Source organism: Stenotrophomonas sp. YJH_SMC_133 (genome assembly GCF_059370655.1).
In genome coordinates this window covers 278,142-294,418 of sequence record NZ_JCAFTW010000007.1, presented here as the reverse complement: position 1 = coordinate 294,418, position 16,277 = coordinate 278,142, and the positions used below count along the sequence as shown (strand labels likewise).

At 66.6% G+C, this 16,277-nt stretch carries 20 protein-coding genes; 3 read left to right on the top strand and 17 right to left on the bottom strand.

Annotation, left to right across the window (positions count from 1 at the left end; genetic code table 11):
- Window positions 1-555 precede the first annotated feature (555 nt).
- The 3 genes from AC5P78_RS12600 to rlmE form a co-directional block, all read right to left on the bottom strand.
- Window positions 556-741: a hypothetical protein gene (locus AC5P78_RS12600; protein ID WP_005409016.1), complete on the bottom strand. Its 186-nt coding sequence runs from the start codon at window positions 739-741 to the stop codon at window positions 556-558.
- Between the two features lie 102 nt (window positions 742-843).
- Window positions 844-2,778 carry an ATP-dependent zinc metalloprotease FtsH gene (gene ftsH / locus AC5P78_RS12595; protein ID WP_005409015.1) on the bottom strand — a complete coding sequence of 645 codons (1,935 nt, stop codon included), beginning with the start codon at window positions 2,776-2,778 and terminating at the stop codon, window positions 844-846.
- Window positions 2,779-2,847: 69 nt separating this feature from the next.
- Complete coding sequence (rlmE, locus tag AC5P78_RS12590) at window positions 2,848-3,480, bottom strand: 23S rRNA (uridine(2552)-2'-O)-methyltransferase RlmE (RefSeq protein ID WP_005409014.1); 633 nt, start codon at window positions 3,478-3,480, stop codon at window positions 2,848-2,850.
- Window positions 3,481-3,545: 65 nt separating this feature from the next.
- On the opposite strand from rlmE, the gene yhbY reads away from it, so the two are divergent.
- Together yhbY and AC5P78_RS12580 are read left to right on the top strand one after the other, a co-directional pair.
- Window positions 3,546-3,851: a ribosome assembly RNA-binding protein YhbY gene (gene yhbY, locus AC5P78_RS12585; RefSeq protein ID WP_004152868.1), complete on the top strand. Its 306-nt coding sequence runs from the start codon at window positions 3,546-3,548 to the stop codon at window positions 3,849-3,851.
- Between the two features lie 13 nt (window positions 3,852-3,864).
- A complete protein-coding gene (locus AC5P78_RS12580) occupies window positions 3,865-4,239 on the top strand; it encodes an Mth938-like domain-containing protein (RefSeq protein ID WP_005412930.1) in 375 nt (124 codons plus the stop codon).
- 25 nt (window positions 4,240-4,264) lie between these two features.
- On the opposite strand, the gene AC5P78_RS12575 is transcribed toward AC5P78_RS12580, so the two are convergent.
- The 5 genes from AC5P78_RS12575 to surE form a co-directional block, all read right to left on the bottom strand.
- Window positions 4,265-4,756, bottom strand: coding sequence for a hypothetical protein (locus tag AC5P78_RS12575; protein ID WP_044569804.1), 492 nt, complete (start codon window positions 4,754-4,756; stop codon window positions 4,265-4,267).
- A 332-nt stretch (window positions 4,757-5,088) separates the two neighbouring features.
- Window positions 5,089-5,880, bottom strand: a complete 792-nt coding sequence (locus AC5P78_RS12570) for a peptidoglycan DD-metalloendopeptidase family protein (RefSeq protein ID WP_005409011.1) — start codon at window positions 5,878-5,880, stop codon at window positions 5,089-5,091.
- On the bottom strand, window positions 5,877-6,491 hold the full coding sequence (locus tag AC5P78_RS12565; RefSeq protein ID WP_005409010.1) for a YqaA family protein: 615 nt from the start codon (window positions 6,489-6,491) through the stop codon (window positions 5,877-5,879). Before AC5P78_RS12565 ends, AC5P78_RS12570 begins: the two co-directional genes overlap by 4 nt.
- An 18-nt stretch (window positions 6,492-6,509) precedes the next feature.
- On the bottom strand, window positions 6,510-7,187 hold the full coding sequence (locus tag AC5P78_RS12560; protein ID WP_005409009.1) for a protein-L-isoaspartate(D-aspartate) O-methyltransferase: 678 nt from the start codon (window positions 7,185-7,187) through the stop codon (window positions 6,510-6,512).
- Window positions 7,184-7,963, bottom strand: a complete 780-nt coding sequence (surE, locus tag AC5P78_RS12555) for a 5'/3'-nucleotidase SurE (protein ID WP_005409008.1) — start codon at window positions 7,961-7,963, stop codon at window positions 7,184-7,186. The genes AC5P78_RS12560 and surE overlap by 4 nt, the downstream gene beginning before the upstream one ends.
- 209 nt (window positions 7,964-8,172) lie before the next feature.
- On the opposite strand from surE, the gene AC5P78_RS12550 reads away from it, so the two are divergent.
- Window positions 8,173-8,712 carry a Smr/MutS family protein gene (locus AC5P78_RS12550; RefSeq protein ID WP_005409007.1) on the top strand — a complete coding sequence of 180 codons (540 nt, stop codon included), beginning with the start codon at window positions 8,173-8,175 and terminating at the stop codon, window positions 8,710-8,712.
- A gap of 123 nt (window positions 8,713-8,835) precedes the next feature.
- Here the strand turns inward: AC5P78_RS12550 and truD are convergent, their stop codons facing one another.
- The 9 genes from truD to pyrG all read right to left on the bottom strand — a co-directional run bounded on the left by truD (window position 8,836) and on the right by pyrG (window position 16,095).
- Complete coding sequence (gene truD, locus AC5P78_RS12545) at window positions 8,836-9,867, bottom strand: tRNA pseudouridine(13) synthase TruD (protein ID WP_005409006.1); 1,032 nt, start codon at window positions 9,865-9,867, stop codon at window positions 8,836-8,838.
- Window positions 9,864-10,361 (bottom strand): 2-C-methyl-D-erythritol 2,4-cyclodiphosphate synthase, encoded by a 498-nt coding sequence (ispF, locus tag AC5P78_RS12540; protein ID WP_005409005.1) that lies wholly within the window; start codon window positions 10,359-10,361, stop codon window positions 9,864-9,866. Before ispF ends, truD begins: the two co-directional genes overlap by 4 nt.
- Window positions 10,362-10,395: 34 nt before the next feature.
- A complete protein-coding gene (ispD, locus tag AC5P78_RS12535; protein WP_005409004.1) occupies window positions 10,396-11,094 on the bottom strand; it encodes a 2-C-methyl-D-erythritol 4-phosphate cytidylyltransferase in 699 nt (232 codons plus the stop codon).
- On the bottom strand, window positions 11,091-11,444 hold the full coding sequence (ftsB, locus tag AC5P78_RS12530) for a cell division protein FtsB (protein ID WP_005412924.1): 354 nt from the start codon (window positions 11,442-11,444) through the stop codon (window positions 11,091-11,093). The genes ispD and ftsB overlap by 4 nt, the downstream gene beginning before the upstream one ends.
- A 4-nt stretch (window positions 11,445-11,448) precedes the next feature.
- A complete protein-coding gene (gene eno, locus AC5P78_RS12525) occupies window positions 11,449-12,741 on the bottom strand; it encodes a phosphopyruvate hydratase (protein WP_005409002.1) in 1,293 nt (430 codons plus the stop codon).
- Window positions 12,742-12,837: 96 nt separating this feature from the next.
- On the bottom strand, window positions 12,838-13,167 hold the full coding sequence (locus AC5P78_RS12520) for a hypothetical protein (protein WP_044569798.1): 330 nt from the start codon (window positions 13,165-13,167) through the stop codon (window positions 12,838-12,840).
- The gene (locus AC5P78_RS12515) at window positions 13,167-13,514 is read right to left on the bottom strand and encodes a hypothetical protein (protein WP_012479724.1); all 348 of its coding nucleotides are present in this window, start codon (window positions 13,512-13,514) and stop codon (window positions 13,167-13,169) included. The genes AC5P78_RS12520 and AC5P78_RS12515 overlap by 1 nt, the downstream gene beginning before the upstream one ends.
- Window positions 13,511-14,341, bottom strand: coding sequence for a 3-deoxy-8-phosphooctulonate synthase (gene kdsA, locus AC5P78_RS12510; protein ID WP_005408999.1), 831 nt, complete (start codon window positions 14,339-14,341; stop codon window positions 13,511-13,513). Before kdsA ends, AC5P78_RS12515 begins: the two co-directional genes overlap by 4 nt.
- 89 nt (window positions 14,342-14,430) lie before the next feature.
- Window positions 14,431-16,095, bottom strand: a complete 1,665-nt coding sequence (gene pyrG / locus AC5P78_RS12505) for a CTP synthase (RefSeq protein WP_005408998.1) — start codon at window positions 16,093-16,095, stop codon at window positions 14,431-14,433.
- Between the last annotated feature and the right edge of the window lie 182 nt (window positions 16,096-16,277).

Sequence of the window (16,277 nt, the reverse complement as noted above, 5' to 3'; positions counted from 1 at the left end):
GCTCCAGCAACTGTTCGGGCGGATCAAGGGAGATTCCGGCGTGGGCGCCAAGCTACATGGCGATCGTCGAGATCCAGGCTCGTACGGCGGCCCACGCCGGCTCTCGACACCTACGCTGACAGATTTTCATCAGATAAGGCTCGGTCGCCGCATCCATGCGGCTCACGCCCCCGCAACCGGACCCACCCCGCCTTCGACAGATCTCCGCGATCTGCAGTAGATCCACGCCATGCGTGGATGAATCTCCATCGGAATCGAATATTTCGAATTGGAATCGAAATGCATCCACGCATGGCGTGGATCTACCGTGTCGACCAAGGTCGACACCCACCAACAGCAGCAGGAATCTGTCAGAGGTGGGGCGGTGTGGGTTGGCAGGACCGTTGGCGCCATGGATGGCGCCATCGAGCCCCCATGGATGGGTTTACGGCGTGTCCTGCCTGCCCACACCGCCCCGCCATCCCACGGATAGCCAGCTTTTGCTGTTGCTGTTGAGGTTGCCGGCCAGCGGCCGGCACTACCACGGGTGCAGGGCGAAGCCCTGCCGACACCCCCTCAACGGCGGCGGCGCTTGCGGTCCACGTACAGGGTCTTGGCGATGCTCAGCACGATGCCGACCCCGATACCCACCACGCAGCCCAGCAGCAGGTTGTCGGCCCCCAGGCCCACGCCCACGCCGACCACGGTGGCGATCACCATTTCGGCAGTGTGGGAAATCGGTTCGGGCTTCGGGGCGGACATGCGGGCTCCAGCGTCAGATCGGTTCTTCGGGATGGGCCAGTGGCCCGGAAACGACGAAGCCGGGTTGCCCCGGCCTCGTCTGGTGTCACCTGCAGCGGGCCGTCAGTGCGATTCGGCCGGGCCTGCGATCGGCGGCAGCGGACGGGCGTCGCCGCCCTTGTCGTTGCCGCCATCCTTGTTCGACTTGCTCCAGCCCGCCGGCGGCGGCGGATCGCGGCCTTCCATGATCGCGTCGATCTGCGGCGCGTCGATGGTCTCGTACTGCAGCAGCAGCTGCGACATCGCGTGCAGCTTGTCGATGTTCTCGGTCAGCAGCTGGGTCGTGCGGGCGTAGGCCTTGTCGAGGATGTTGCGCACTTCTTCGTCGATCCGGCGCGCCGTGTCGTTGGACACGCTCTTGTGCTGGGTGACCGAACGGCCCAGGAACACCTCGTCGTCCTCTTCGCCATAGGCGATCGGGCCGAGCTGCTCGGACAGGCCCCACTTGGTGACCATGTTGCGGGCCATCTTGGTGGCACGCTCGATGTCGTTGGAGGCGCCGGTGGTGACCTTGTCCTCGCCGAAGATCAGTTCTTCAGCGACGCGGCCGCCGTACAGCGAGCACAGCTGCGACTGGATCGCCACGCGGTTCATCGAGTACTTGTCGCCTTCCGGCAGGTACATGGTCACACCCAGCGCACGGCCGCGCGGAATGATGGTGACCTTGTAGACCGGGTCGTGCTCGGGCACCAGGCGGCCGACGATGGCGTGGCCGGCCTCGTGGTACGCGGTCAGGGTCTTCTCGTCCTCGCTCATGGCCATCGAGCGGCGCTCGGCACCCATCAGGATCTTGTCGCGGGCACGGTCGAAGTGGTCCATGCGGACTTCCTTCTCGTTGCCGCGCGCGGCGAACAGGGCCGCCTCGTTGCAGAGGTTGGCCAGGTCCGCACCGGAGAAGCCTGGGGTACCACGCGCGATCACCATCGGCTCGACGTCGTCAGCCAGCGGCAGCTTGCGCATGTGGACCTTGAGGATGTGCTCGCGGCCCTTCACGTCCGGCAGGCCGACCACGACCTGGCGGTCGAAACGGCCCGGGCGCAGCAGCGCCGGGTCCAGCACGTCCGGACGGTTGGTCGCGGCGATCACGATCACGCCTTCGCCACCCTCGAAACCGTCCATCTCGACCAGCAGCTGGTTCAGGGTCTGCTCGCGCTCGTCGTGACCGCCGCCCAGGCCGGCGCCACGGTGGCGGCCGACGGCGTCGATTTCGTCAATGAAGATGATGCACGGCGCGTGCTTCTTGGCCTGCTCGAACATGTCACGCACGCGGCTGGCGCCGACGCCGACGAACATTTCCACGAAGTCCGAACCCGAGATCGAGAAGAACGGCACCTTGGCTTCGCCGGCGATGGCCTTGGCCAGAAGCGTCTTGCCGGTACCCGGCGGACCCACCATCAGCACGCCGCGCGGAATCTTGCCGCCCAGCTTGGTGAACTTGGACGGGTCGCGCAGGAAGTCGACCAGTTCGCCCACTTCTTCCTTGGCCTCGTCGCAGCCGGCGACGTCGGCGAAGGTGACCTTGATCTGGTCTTCGCCCTGCAGCTTGGCGCGCGACTTGCCGAAGGACATCGCGCCCTTGGCACCGCCGCCACCGCCCTGCATCTGGCGCATGATGAACAACCAGAAGCCGATGATCAGGATGACCGGCAGGAAATTCATCAGGATCGCGCCGAGGGAAATGCCGCTGGACGGCTCCTCCTGCACGATCTCCACGTTCTTGGTACGCAGCACGTTGATCAGGTCACGATCGAACGGCGCGGTGATGGTGGACGACTGCCCACCGCGGGTGGTGTAGGTCAGCTGGCTGGTGCCGCCACGCATGTCGCCGCCAAAGGCGACCTTCTGCACGTTGCCGCTGTCCACCTGGTCCAGGAACTGCGAGTAGGACGCGCCCTGCGCGCCGGCCCCGGAGGACTTCGGCGAGAAGCTCTGGAAGACCACCATCAGCACGACGGCGACGACCACCCATAGCAGGAGGTTCTTGGTCAAGTCGTTCATCCTCATTGGCTCCGGTGTTCCTCTCAGTGCTGGCGTTGCGTTGGGGTCGAACTTGCGTACGTTGCGAGCTTACTTCATGTGGGCGCGTTTTCCCTGACCCAAGGCATACACCTCGGGAGAGCGCTTGCGCGACGCTTCCGGCTTGCGGATGGAGACCTTGTCGTACCGGCGGCGCATGTCGCGCACGTAGTCGTCAAAGCCTTCACCCTGGAACAGCTTGATCAGGAACGCCCCACCGGTCTTCAGGTGGTTGTCGGCAAAATCCAGGGCCAGCTCCGCCAGGTGCATCATCCGCGGCTGGTCGACCGCGCCTACGCCACTCTTATTGGGGGCCATGTCCGACAGCACAAGGTCTACCGGCTGATCCCCGAGCATGGCTTCAAACTGCGATAGAACGGCTTCTTCCCTGAAGTCACCATGAAGGAACTCCACGCCGGCCAGCGGCGGCATGTCCAGGATGTCCAGCGCCAGCACGCGACCGGTGTCGCCGATCTGTCTCCGCACCTGCTGAGACCAGCCGCCCGGGGCGGCACCGAGGTCGACGACCACCATGTGCGGCTTCAGCAACCGGTCACGTTCCAGCAGCTCTTCGAGCTTGTAGGCGGCGCGCGAGCGCATGCCTTCGGCCTGGGCCTTCTTCACGAAGGGGTCGGAGAAGTGTTCCTTGAGCCAGCGCTGGCTGCTTTTGCTGCGGGTAGCCATTGAAAATAGGGGCTGATGGGGTCCTCATGATACCCTGATCGCCCCATTCAACCGTGTTTTCCTGCATGTCCATCGCCCTGACCGCCTCCCAGACCCGTTTCCTGCGCGGCCAAGCCCACGACCTGAAGGCCCTGCTGCAGACCGGCGGCAAGGGTGTGACCCCGGCCTTCATCGCTGAGCTGAACGAAGTGCTGGAGCGCCACGAGCTGGTCAAGGTGAAGGTCGCTGCTGAAGACCGCGACGCCCGTGACGTGATGATCGGCGAGATCGTCGAAGCCACCGAAAGCGCGCTGGTGCAGCGCATCGGCCACGTCGCCGTGCTGTACCGCCCGAGCAAGGAACAGCGCCAGATCGTGCTGCCGCGCGGCTGATCGCCCTACTGCCATGCAGCTGAACCACGAACCGCCGGATTACGCCTATAGCCTCCGTGCCGCCGATGGCCGCTCGGCCAAGGTGAATGACCAGGCACTGGGCAGCAGTTTCTTCCTGACCCCGGACCAGCTGGTCACGCAATGGCCGGTGGTGAGCGCCACTGCGCTGCAGCTGGCTGACCTGGAGCCGATCCTGGCGCTGAACCCTGCGCTGATCGTGCTCGGCACAGGTGACCGTCAGGTGTTCCCGCCGGCGGTGGTGATGGCCGCCTGCCTGTCACGCGGCATCGGCCTGGAAGTGATGAACAATCCAGCCGCCGCGCGCACCTTCAACATCCTGGCCGGCGAAGGCCGCAAGGTCGCCGCCGCCTTCATTCTGGAAGGCTGAGGTCGAATCGCCGGGTGGCTCCCGGCTAGCTGCCCGAAGGTGTGCAGCGGAATGCCGAGAACGCCTTGAGCCGGCCAATCAGGTTGCCGCCCTGCCCCCAGCGGATATCCATGACCTTCCAGTCCCGGTCCTGCCGCTGCAGCAGGACCCGGTCGGTCCAGCGATAGTCGCCCACGGCCATGTCGACATGGATCCAGGTGGCGTCACCGCTCGATCCGGGCATTCCCACGGATATCGTTTCCGGTCGATCCGGCGCCAGCAGATACGGGCTCTGGTCCAGCATGTGCGGCTTTTCATCAGGCGCCGCCAGTGCGGTGCAGGCCTGTTCATATGCACGCTGCCCAGCGATGGCTGAGCGGAGGGCCTCACCCAGCAGCGGGGAAATGGCCGTTTCGTTCGACGTCGGTGCCTGGATGGCGTCGTAGAGGCGGGTGACCACGTCACGTGGATCGCTGCTGGCGGCGGCCGCCAATGGCGCGACGATGAGCAGCACGAAAAGGGCTGTTGGGCGAGACATGCGGCACCGGATTGGGGGGCCGTTGAAGCATGCCGCTTCCCTGGCTCGCCGGGAAGCTTGAGATGCGCCACTCATGGTCGCAAATGGCCACCCACGGCGGCCAGCGTACAGCGAGTCGAGCATGGCTCGACGCTACAGGTCGGGAACGCCGAGCATTGCCCGGCGCCACCCGACCCCACGACCTCAACGCGCCGGCAGGTATTGCTGCGGGTCCACCGGCTTGCCGTTGTAGCGGGTGAGCTGACGGCGTTTGCGGCCCATGGGCCGCGCCGTTGGCGAACGCCCGGCGCGCTGCGCCGGGCCGGGGATCCGCCCAGATGGCGAATCGACGATCAGCGTGCCGGGAGGTACTGCTGCGGGTCCACCGGCTTACCGTTGTAACGGATCTCGAAGTGGACCATGTCGCGGTTCGCACCGGTGCGGCCCATCTCGGCGATCTGCTCACCGGCCTTCACGCTCTGCCCTTCATTCACCAGGCGCTTGCGGTTGTGGCCATAGGCCGACAGCCACTGGTCGCTGTGCTTGATGATGATCAGCTCGCCGTAGCCAACCAGGCCGGCGCCGGAGTACACCACCACACCGTTGGCGGTGGCCTTGACCGGCTGGCCGCTGGTACCGGCGATGTCCACGCCCTGCTTGGTCGCGTCACCGGCCACGTAGCGGCCGACGATCGCGCCATCGGCCGGCCAGCGCCAGGCGATGTTGCTCTTCACCGGACCCACCGGCGCCGGGGCCGGGGCCGATGTGGTGCTGCCGCCGCTGCTGCCACCCGAGCGCGGCGGGGTGACCACCGTGGTCGGCGCGCGGCCGCCGCTGGCACCGGCCGGATACAGTCGGATCACCTGCCCCGGATGGATGGTCGAGGGGTTGTCCAGGCTGTTCCAGGCAATCAGGTCGGCCGGGGTGATGTCATGGATGCGGGCCAGCGCATAGATGGTATCGCCCTTGCGCACCACCACGGTCTGCCCGGGCTTGGGCACCGAGGTCTTCGGCGTGGTCACACCGCCACCGGTGCTGCCACCACCAGGACGAACCACGGTTGCGGTGCCGCAGGCGGCCAGGGTGGAAACCAGCAACGCCAGCGCGCCGATGCGCACTCCCTTGCTCAGACGATCAGGATTCATGCGAACTTCGACCTCCATACAAGCCAGGCGATCAGCACCACCACCAACGCGGTGGCGATCCAGCCCAGCGGTTCAATCCAGCGACGCAGTGCCGCTTCAGCACGCGCACCACCGATACGGATGACCGCGGCCAGCACGAACACGCGCTTGCCGCGACCGATCAGCATGCTCAACAGGTACTGCGGCATCGGCACGCCGACGATACCCGATGCCCACGTGAAGACCTTCATCGGGATGGGCATGAAGCCGCCCAGCACCAGGAAGGTGAACACCGCCCACGGCGACTCGGCCATCTTGGCCTGCACGGTGGTGATGCCCTGCTCGATGGCCGGCAGCATGCCCAGTGCTTCGAACAACGGCTTGATCGCTTCGAAGGCGTAATGACCCAATGCATAGCCAATCAGCGCGCCGACCATCGAGCCGGCCAGACTGAGGGTGGCGAACCACCAGCCGCGTTTCGGCTGGGCCACGCACATCGGCGCCAGCATCACTTCCGGCATCACCGGAAAGATGATCGCCTCGAAGAAGCTCAACACCGTCAGGTAGGTCGGCGCGCGTTCGTGCGCCGCCCACTTCATCGCCCGCTCGTACAGCGGCCCGAAAATCTTCATGCAACCCTGCTCCGTGGATTAGTCGAGCATGCCGGACAGCAGCGGCACGAAGGTGACCGGCGCAAGCACGCGTTGTTCGATGCTGCCGTCAGCCCTGCGGTCCAGCTGCACCAGCGACTGCCCACCCGGCCCGCCGACCGGCGCCACCAGGCGGCCGCCCTCGGCCAGCTGCCCGACCAGTTCATCGACCAGTGCAGGCGCCGCGGCGGTGACGACGATGGCATCGAACGGGCCGTGCTCGGCCCAGCCCGCGCGGCCATCATCATGCTTGGTGCGGATATTCATGCCCAGCGCACGGAAGCGCTTGCGCGCCTGTCGCAGCAGGTCGCCGATGCGTTCGACGGTGTAGATCTCCAGGCCCAGCGCGCCGAGCACGGCGGCCTGGTAGCCGGAGCCGGTACCGACTTCCAGCACTTTCTTCGGCGAGACCTGCAGCACGGCTTCGGTCATGCGCGCCACCACCCACGGCTGCGAGATGGTCTGGCCGTGGCCGATCGGCAGGGCGGTGTCTTCGTAGGCGCGTGACGCAAGCGCTTCGTCGATGAACAGATGACGTGGCACCACCCGGATCGCATTCAAGGTCGACTCGTCGACGATGCCAGCCTCGCGCAGGCGATCGACCAGGCGGTCGCGCACACGCTGCGAGGTCATGCCGATGCCGACGGCTTCCGGTTGCAGGCGCAGGCGTGGACTCATGCCGGCTGGTCCAGCGCGGCGCTGAGGCCGCCGACCCAGCTGGCCACTTTCTCCAGTGCCTGGTAGCGGGTCAGGTCGACCTGGATCGGGGTGATCGAGATATGCCCGGTGCGCACCGCGTGGAAGTCGGTGCCGGGGCCGGAGTCCTGCTCACGACCGGCCGGGCCGATCCAGTACACCTCGTTGCCGCGTGGGTCCTTCTGCGCGATGCAGCCTTCTGCACGATGGCGGTTGCCCAGGCGGGTGACCTCGAAGCCCTTGACCTCGTTCCACGGCAGGTCCGGCACGTTGACGTTGAGGATGGTGTCAGCCGGCAACGGATCGGCCTTGAGCCGGGCGACGATCTCCACCGCAGCGCGCGCGGCGGTCTCGAAGTGTTTCGGATCGTGGTTGCGGGTAACCAGCGAGACCGCCACCGCCGGCAGGCCGAGGAAGCGACCTTCCATCGCCGCCGAGACGGTGCCGGAATAGATCACGTCATCGCCGAGATTGGCGGCGTTGTTGATGCCGGACACGACAATGTCGGGTTCGAACTCGAGCAGCCCGGTCAGCGCCAGGTGCACGCAGTCGGTCGGGGTACCGGCCACCGAGACGGTGTAATGGTCGATGCGCTTGAGGCGGATCGGCAGGTCCAGGGTCAGCGAATTGCTGGCGCCGGAGCGATCGCGGTCGGGCGCGACCACCGTGACTTCGTGACCGGCCTCACGCAGCACCGAAGCAAGCATCCGGATGCCTGCGGCGTCGACGCCATCGTCGTTACTGACCAGGATTCGCATCTTCGATTTAACCGCTTGATTTTCCAAGAATTCGATTCCATCACCGTGCAGTGTGGGCGGGACCGTCGTACTCCCCTGCGGAAGCCGTCGACCCTGCAAGGGCATCGTCTATTGTGCCGCATGCGAGCCGCCGGTCCTACCCTGCCGGCGGTCACGGCCGACATCGAACCGTCATAGGCAGACCTGCGCCAGCGGTTTACCCTGTGCGCATGTCGCACCCTGAAGACGAAGATCCGGCCGCGTTGTTCCGCGCGGCCATCGGCGAAGTGACGCCGCTGCGCAAGGATGCCGAGCCGGCACCGGCTGCGCCCCGGCCGAAGCCGCGCGCGCGCATGGCCGAACGTGACGAGGCCGAAGCCGCCGGCGAGTTCGCCCGGCTGCTGCGCGACAGCACGCCACTGGAAGCCGGCGACGTGGCCAGCTATCGCCGCGACAACCTGCCACCTCGCCTGTTCCAGCGCCTCAAGCGTGGCCAGTATTCGGTGCAGGACGAACTGGACCTGCATGGCGCCACCGCCGCGCAGGCGGAGACGCTGCTGCGCCAGTTCCTGCTGGAAGCGCATGCACACGAGTATGGCTGCGTGCGCATCATCCACGGCAAGGGATTGCAGTCCGACGGCGGTGCACCGGTACTGAAGAACCTGGTCGACCGCCTGCTGCGGCTGCGCAACGACGTACTGGCATTCCATTCGGCGCCGACCGGGCAAGGCGGCACCGGCGCGGTGCTGGTGCTGCTGGCGCGGCGCTGAAAAAAGGGGACGCCATGAGTCCAGGTAGAGTCGACTGTCAGTCGACTGCTCTTCCAGCGGCAAGCGAATACCCCGCGCTGCGCGCGCAAGTCGACTGACAGTCGACTCTACCGCGCGCCCTGCTCAGGCCTGCGAGGCGTCTTCGACCGGGCCGAGCTCGTGCAGCACGGCGGTGGCGTAGCAGCCCGGCGGCAGCGCGAACGATAGCTCCAGCACGTCATCGCCCAGCCACTGGTGCTGCAACAACGCGGGGCGCAGGCGCAGCGCGCGGCGCTCCTGCTTCAGGCGCGCGTCTTCCAGGCCGGCCCGCAGTGCCTTCGATTCCTCGTCGTCGAGCGCGGCCAGCTCCAGCTCGCGTGCCGCTTCGGTGCTGCGCAGCTCGCCTTCGCCCCACAGCGGTGCGCTGGGATGGATGTCGAACCGCGCGAGGCGCTCGGCCAGCACGTCGGTGTACGGCTCCGGGCCGAACACGCTGCGGCTGCCGTCCAGCATCCACACCTCGCCGTCCAGTGGCTGATCCCAGTTGCCCTGCTCCACGCGCGCAGCCAGCACGCGGTTGAACAGCGCCGATCGGGCGGCAGACAGCAGCAGTGAACGCTGGTCCTTGCGCATGCGGCGGCCACCGAACATCGCCAGTGCCGCCGGCACGTTGCCGCCGTCGCGGCCAAAGCGCTGCTCGCCAAACCAGTTCGGCAGGCCGCGCCCGGCAATCTGCTGCAGGCGTTCGCTGATCGCTGCGGCATCGCCCTGCACCTCGCGCAGGACCAGCTTGAAGCGGTTGCCGGCCAGTGCGCCACGCTGCAGCTTGCGGTTGTGCCAGGTCGCTTCGAGCACTTCGATCTCGTCACTGGCCAGCTCGGCCAAGTCCGGCGCAATGCGCTTGGGCAGGTGCACGCTGAAACGCTGGGTGGTGACCGCGTGGCGGTCTTTCATGCCGGCGTAACTCACCGCCATTTCCGGCAGGCCCGCCCACTTGGCCAGCACCTTGGCCACATGCACGGTGTTGGCACCGCGCTTTCGGATGTGCAGCAACAGGTGCTCGCCTTCGCCGGTGGCCTCGAAGGCCGGCAGCTCGTCAACCTGGAAATCGTCTGGCGTGGTGCGGATGCGCGCCGTCAACAACGGCGCACCAAATGCCAACGGCAGCGGAATCATGCCGCCACCAGCAACACGACCGCCTGTGCGGCAATGCCTTCACCACGGCCGGTGAAGCCCAGCTTTTCCGAGGTGGTGGCCTTGACGCTGACCGCATCCAGCGGCAACTGCAGCAGGCCGCCGATGCGCTCACGCATCGCCAGCGCATGCGGGCCAACCTTCGGCCGCTCGCAGATCACGGTGATGTCGGTGTTGCCGACGCGCCAGCCGCGCTCGCGCAGCAGGCTGTCGCAATGACGCACGAAGTCGCTGCTGTCGGCGCCCTTCCAGCGGTCGTCACTGGGTGGGAAATGCTGGCCGATGTCGCCCAGCGCAAGCGCACCGAGCATCGCATCGCACAAGGCGTGCAGGATCACGTCGCCATCGCTGTGCGCAAGCACGCCACAGCTGTGTGGAACGTTCACGCCGCCAAGCATGATGTGATCGCCTTCGCCGAAGGCATGGACGTCGTAGCCCTGGCCGATGCGGACGGGCGGGAACGGTGCGGTGCTCATGGATGCAACCCTTGCAGCAGGGCCACGCGGGCGGTCAGCCGGCGCGGCGGGAAAGTACGAATTCGAACCGGTCCAGATCGGCCGGGGTGGTGACCTTGAAGTTGTCCTCGCTGCCTTCCACCAGCAGCGGGCGCTGGCCCTGGCGCTCCATGGCCATCGCCTCGTCGGTGACTTCAACACCGGCGGCAGCGGCGTCGGACAGCGCGCGGCTGAGCTGATGGCGGCGGAACAGCTGCGGGGTCAGTGCACGCCAGAGGCGCTCACGCGGCTCGGTGCCATCGATGCCACCGTCGTCGCCTGCACGCTTGAGCGTGTCACGTACCGGTGCGGCCAGGATCGCCCCCACCGGGTCGGTACGACCGACTTCAAGCAGGCGGCCGAGATCGGCCGGCGACAGGTTCGGCCGCGCGGCATCGTGGACCAGTACGAACTCATCAGCGCGCACCGTCTCCGGCAGCGCCTGCAGGCCAGCCAGCACCGAAGCGGCACGGGTCGCGCCACCGATGCAGGTCAGCACCGGCTTGCCCGCCCACTCGTTCCAGCCGGGCCAGTCGGCGTCGTCCTGGCCGATCACCACCATCGCCCCGGCCACGGCCGGGTGCGCCAGCAGGGCGTCCAGGGTATGGGCAAGCAGGATCTGTCCCCCTGCCTGCAGGTATTGCTTGGGCAACGGCGCGCCGAAGCGGGTGCCACGGCCCGCAGCCGGAACCACGACCCAGATGGCCGCACTCATGGCACGTCCGCCGGGTGGTCGCCAACCTGCGCACTGACACCTGCCGCAGGCTGCGCCGGGTGGACCGGCGCATCCTCGACCACACGATAGAACTTCTCGCCGGGCTTGATCATGCCCAGCTCGCTGCGTGCGCGCTCCTCGATGGCGGACTGGCCTTCCTTGAGGTCCTTCACTTCGGCAGCGAGCGCGTCGTTGCGCTGCTGCAGACCCTCATTGTCCCGCTCCTGGTTGGCGACCTGGGCTTCGAGCATCATCACTTCGCCCGAATTGCCCGGACCGAACCAGAAGCGGTACTGCAGCCAGCCCAGCAGCAGGGCCAGCACCAGCAGCATCCAGCGCCAGTCGCGCATCGGCTCAGCGCTTCAGCGAAACGAACGCGTCACGACCGGCGTAACGCGCGCCGGCACCGAGGGCTTCCTCGATGCGCAGCAGCTGGTTGTACTTGGCCACGCGATCGCTGCGGCACAGCGAACCGGTCTTGATCTGGGTGGCGGTGGTAGCCACTGCGATGTCGGCGATGGTGGTGTCTTCGGTTTCGCCCGAACGGTGCGAGACCACCGCGGCATAACCGGCGCGGTCGGCCATGGCGATCGCTTCCAGGGTTTCGCTCAGGGTGCCGATCTGGTTGACCTTGATCAGGATCGCGTTGGCGGTGCCCGAGTCGATGCCTTCCTGGAAGATCTTCGGGTTGGTCACGAACAGGTCGTCACCGACCAGCTGCACCTTCTTGCCGATGCGGTCGGTCAGCAGCTTCCAGCCAGCCCAGTCGTTCTCGGCCAGGCCGTCTTCGATCGTGATGATCGGGTACTGCGCGGCCCAGTCGGCGAGGAAGTCGACGAACTGCTCGGAGGTCAGGCGCTTGTTCTCGCCGACCAGGTTGTACTTGCCGTTCTCGAAGAATTCGCTGGAGGCGACGTCCAGGCCCAGCAGCACGTCTTCACCGGCGGTGTAGCCGGCCTTGCCGATCGCTTCAAGGATGGTGTCCAGCGCTTCGACGTTGCTGCGGAAGTCCGGAGCAAAGCCGCCTTCGTCGCCGACCGCCGTGCTCAGGCCGTGGCCCTTCAGCACCGACTTCAGCGAATGGAAGATTTCGGTACCGGCACGCAGCGCTTCGGAGAACGAGGTGAAGCCGACCGGCAACACCATGAATTCCTGGAAGTCGACGTTGTTGTCGGCGTGCGCGCCGCCGTTGATGATGTTCATCATCGGCACCGGCAGCGACGGGGTCACGCCGGTCCTGGCGGCCAGGTACTGCCACAGCGCCTGCTTGTTCGATGCGGCGGCGGCGTGCGCAGCGGCCATCGAAACACCCAGCAGCGCGTTGGCACCCAGGCGGCCCTTGTTCTCGGTGCCGTCAAGGTCGATCAGGCGACGGTCGAGGCCGGCCTGGTCGGTGGCCTCAAAGCCCTTCAGCGCGGCGGCAATCGTGGTGTTGACGTTGTCGACGGCCTTGCGCACGCCCTTGCCCAGGTAACGGGTCTTGTCGCCGTCACGCAGCTCGACCGCTTCCTTGGTGCCGGTCGAGGCGCCGGAGGGAACCGCGGCACGACCGAACGAACCGTCCTCCAGGATGACTTCGGCTTCCAGCGTGGGGTTGCCACGACTGTCGAGGATTTCACGGGCGTGGATGCTGCGGATCGTGCTCATGGTCGGACCGGTTACCTGTCTGGAGAGGGGGCGACAAAACGAATGCCGCGTGATTATCCCCGGCTGCCCGCCACTTGCCAAATGGCGTGGGCGGCTTCAGCCCCAGCTGGACCCGATCACGATCAGGACCATCGACACCAGCATCACCAGCAATGCACCAGCAACCGCCGCCAGGATGGGGCCACGCCGCCGTCGCCAGGCCAGCACCATCGCCACCGGGCTGCCCAGGAAGGACAGCACCATCGTGACCAGTGCGCCCAGCAACCACCACTGCGTGGCCTGCACGCCGTTGTTCCCGTCCCCCGGCGGCCGGAAACCGGCGGTGAAGGCCAGTACGCCCACCACCAGGGCGATCCAGGTCAACACGGACAGCCCCAGGGCGATCAGGCCCCAGGGCCAGCCTCGCGCCGATGTGGTCGCATTCATCAAAGCACTCCGTAGAACAGGGCGCCGAGCCAGAGCGAGAGCAGGATGATCGCCAGGCCAGCGGCCACCTTGCCGCGATTCAGCCTCCAGGCCTGCACAGCAGCAGCGACGCATCCCACGGCACCGAGCAGCTCTGCCACCAGCAGCGCAATGAAGTACGCGCGCAGATCGAGTGCGCTGCTGCCATCACCCGGCGGCCGCACGGACGCGGCACCGATCAGCATCAGCCCGGACATGCCCACAGTGAACAGCACGGCCAGGCCCAGTGCGATCAGGCCCCACGGCCACTGTTTCCAGTGCCGGCGGCGGCGCTGGGTTTCCAGCGCCAGCCACGGGTCACGACTCACGCGAAGCGCGAGAAGCCGTGCTTCTTGGTCACTGCGTCGAGTTCCATCAAGGTCTCAAGCAGTGCTTCCATCTGGTCCAGCGGCCACGCATTGGGGCCATCGGACAGCGCCTTGGACGGATCCGGATGGGTCTCGGCGAACAGGCCGGAGATGCCCACCGCCACGGCGGCACGCGCCAGCACCGGCACGTGCTCGCGCTGGCCACCGGAACTGGTGCCCTGCCCGCCCGGCAGCTGCACCGAATGGGTGGCGTCGAACACCACCGGGCAACCGGTGTCGCGCATCACCGCCAGCGAACGCATGTCGCTGACCAGGTTGTTGTAGCCGAAGCTGGCACCACGTTCGCAGACCATGATCTGCTCGTTGCCGGTGGCCTTGGCCTTCTCCACGACCGGCTTCATGTCCCACGGCGCCAGGAACTGGCCCTTCTTGATGTTGACCGGCTTGCCGGCCGAGCACACCTTGCGGATGAAGTCGGTCTGGCGGACCAGGAACGCCGGGGTCTGCAGCACGTCCACCACCGAGGCCACTTCGTCCATCGGGGTGTACTCATGGACGTCGGTCAGCACCGGCACGCCGATCTGCTTCCTGACCTCGGCCAGGACCTTAAGGCCCTCTTCCATGCCCGGGCCACGGAACGCGGTGCCCGAAGTACGGTTGGCCTTGTCGAAGCTGGACTTGAAGATGAAGTTGACGCCGAGCTTGTCGGTGACTTCCTTCAACTTGCCGGCGGTATCGAGCTGCAGCTGCATCGACTCGATCACGCAGGGGCCGGCGATCAGGAACAGGGGCTGGTCCAGCCCGACCTCGAATCCACACAGTTTCATGGCGTTTCCTTGTTGTCCGCAGCACCGGCCGGGCCGGTGCGCTGGGGGTTGAAGCATGCAGGATGGGGGCCGAAGCCCCCATTCACAAGTCAGGCGCGCGCTTCGGAAAGCAGCTTGCCGCCGGCCTTGCGCTCGCGTGCGGCGCGGATGAAACCGATGAACAGCGGATGGCCGTCACGCGGCGTGGACAGGAATTCCGGGTGCGCCTGGCAGGCCAGGAACCACGGGTGCGCGTCGCGCGGCAGTTCGACCACTTCCACCAGGGTGTCGTCCATCGACTTGCCGGCGATCACCAGGCCGGCATCTTCCAGTTGGGTGCGGTAACGGTTGTTGAACTCGTAACGGTGGCGGTGACGCTCGGCGACGACGTCCTTGCCATACAGCTCGCGGGCCAGCGTGCCCGGCTTCAGGCGCTGTTCCTGCAGGCCCAGGCGCATGGTGCCGCCGAGGTCGCTCTTGTCGTCGCGCTTTTCCACGTCACCGGTCGCGGTGCGCCATTCGGTGATCAGGCCGATCACCGGGTTCGGCGACTGGCGGTCGTTCTCGGTGCTGTTGGCACCTTCCAGGCCGACCACGTTGCGCGCGTAGTCGACCACGGCCGCCTGCATGCCGTAGCAGATGCCGAAGTACGGCACCTGCTGCTCGCGGGCGAACTTCGAGGTCAGCACCTTGCCTTCGAAACCACGGTCACCGAAACCACCCGGCACCAGGATGCCGTCGACATCGGCCAGTGCGGCCATGTCGGTGCCTTCCAGGTCCTGTGCTTCCAGCCACTTCAGGTTGACCTTGGTGCGCTGGCGCAGGCCACCGTGCTTGAGGGCTTCGCCGACCGACTTGTAGGCATCCTGGTGATCGACGTACTTGCCAACCACGGCGATGGTCACTTCGTCCAGCGGATGCAGGGTCGCGTCGACCGCGTCTTCCCACATCGACAGGTCGACCGGGCCGGCCTTGTCGGCCAGCTTCAGCTGGTTGACCACGATCTCGTCCAGGCCCTGCGCGTGCAGGCCCGACGGAATGCGGTACAGCACGTCCACGTCCGGCACGCTGATCACCGCGCGCTCGGAGACGTTGGTGAACTGGGCGATCTTGCGGCGCTCCGAATCCGGCACCGCCTGCTCGGAGCGGCACAGCAGCACGTCCGGCTGGATGCCGATCGAGCGCAGCTCCTTCACCGAATGCTGGGTCGGCTTGGTCTTCAGCTCGCCGGCGGCGCCGATGTACGGCACCAGGGTAAGGTGCATGAACAGCGCCTTCTCCGGGCCACGCTCGGTGCGCACCTGGCGGATCGCTTCCAGGAACGGCAGCGACTCGATGTCGCCGACAGTACCGCCGATCTCGACCAGCGCCACGTCGTAGCCTTCCGTGGCTTCATCGATGCAGCGGCGGATCTCGTCGGTGATGTGCGGAATGACCTGCACCGTCGCGCCCAGGTAGTCGCCACGGCGCTCCTTGCGGATCACGTTCTCGTAGATGCGGCCGGTGGTGACCGAGTTCTTGCGGCTCAGGCGGGTGCGCACGAAGCGCTCGTAGTGGCCCAGGTCGAGGTCGGTCTCGGCGCCGTCGTCGGTGACGTAGACCTCACCGTGCTGGAACGGGCTCATGGTGCCCGGGTCGACGTTGATGTACGGATCGAGCTTCATCATCGTGACCTTCAGGCCACGGGCTTCGAGAATGGCGGCCAGTGACGCAGCGGCAATGCCTTTGCCGAGCGAGGACACCACGCCGCCGGTTACGAAAATCAAGGGAGTCATGGCTGCAAGCATCCTGTCTGGAAATGGAAAACGGCAGCACCACGCGCACCCGGAGGGCGGGCATGGAGCTTGAAGGGGGTTTTCCGGTTCGCTGGGGCAGCGAGGGAGGTGCTGGGCCGTGCGGCGGCAGGCGCCGGACGGGGACCACCCTGCGAGGTCGGGGCGGCCGTGCCGGTCAAATC

Excerpts from the sequence above, each read along its gene's own strand:
- AC5P78_RS12570 (WP_005409011.1), bottom strand. The coding sequence starts at position 5,880 with ATGAATCCTGATCGTCTGAGCAAGGGAGTGCGCATCGGCGCGCTGGCG.
- yhbY (WP_004152868.1), top strand. The coding sequence starts at position 3,546 with ATGTCCATCGCCCTGACCGCCTCCCAGACCCGTTTCCTGCGCGGCCAA.
- AC5P78_RS12580 (WP_005412930.1), top strand. The coding sequence starts at position 3,865 with ATGCAGCTGAACCACGAACCGCCGGATTACGCCTATAGCCTCCGTGCC.
- truD (WP_005409006.1), bottom strand. The coding sequence starts at position 9,867 with ATGATTCCGCTGCCGTTGGCATTTGGTGCGCCGTTGTTGACGGCGCGC.
- ispF (WP_005409005.1), bottom strand. The coding sequence starts at position 10,361 with ATGAGCACCGCACCGTTCCCGCCCGTCCGCATCGGCCAGGGCTACGAC.
- kdsA (WP_005408999.1), bottom strand. The coding sequence starts at position 14,341 with ATGAAACTGTGTGGATTCGAGGTCGGGCTGGACCAGCCCCTGTTCCTG.
- ispD (WP_005409004.1), bottom strand. The coding sequence starts at position 11,094 with ATGAGTGCGGCCATCTGGGTCGTGGTTCCGGCTGCGGGCCGTGGCACC.
- AC5P78_RS12565 (WP_005409010.1), bottom strand. The coding sequence starts at position 6,491 with ATGAAGATTTTCGGGCCGCTGTACGAGCGGGCGATGAAGTGGGCGGCG.
- AC5P78_RS12600 (WP_005409016.1), bottom strand. The coding sequence starts at position 741 with ATGTCCGCCCCGAAGCCCGAACCGATTTCCCACACTGCCGAAATGGTG.
- eno (WP_005409002.1), bottom strand. The coding sequence starts at position 12,741 with ATGAGCACGATCCGCAGCATCCACGCCCGTGAAATCCTCGACAGTCGT.
- rlmE (WP_005409014.1), bottom strand. The coding sequence starts at position 3,480 with ATGGCTACCCGCAGCAAAAGCAGCCAGCGCTGGCTCAAGGAACACTTC.
- surE (WP_005409008.1), bottom strand. The coding sequence starts at position 7,963 with ATGCGAATCCTGGTCAGTAACGACGATGGCGTCGACGCCGCAGGCATC.
- ftsH (WP_005409015.1), bottom strand. The coding sequence starts at position 2,778 with ATGAACGACTTGACCAAGAACCTCCTGCTATGGGTGGTCGTCGCCGTC.
- pyrG (WP_005408998.1), bottom strand. The coding sequence starts at position 16,095 with ATGACTCCCTTGATTTTCGTAACCGGCGGCGTGGTGTCCTCGCTCGGC.
- AC5P78_RS12520 (WP_044569798.1), bottom strand. The coding sequence starts at position 13,167 with ATGAATGCGACCACATCGGCGCGAGGCTGGCCCTGGGGCCTGATCGCC.
- AC5P78_RS12575 (WP_044569804.1), bottom strand. The coding sequence starts at position 4,756 with ATGTCTCGCCCAACAGCCCTTTTCGTGCTGCTCATCGTCGCGCCATTG.
- AC5P78_RS12550 (WP_005409007.1), top strand. The coding sequence starts at position 8,173 with ATGTCGCACCCTGAAGACGAAGATCCGGCCGCGTTGTTCCGCGCGGCC.
- ftsB (WP_005412924.1), bottom strand. The coding sequence starts at position 11,444 with ATGCGCGACTGGCGCTGGATGCTGCTGGTGCTGGCCCTGCTGCTGGGC.
- AC5P78_RS12560 (WP_005409009.1), bottom strand. The coding sequence starts at position 7,187 with ATGAGTCCACGCCTGCGCCTGCAACCGGAAGCCGTCGGCATCGGCATG.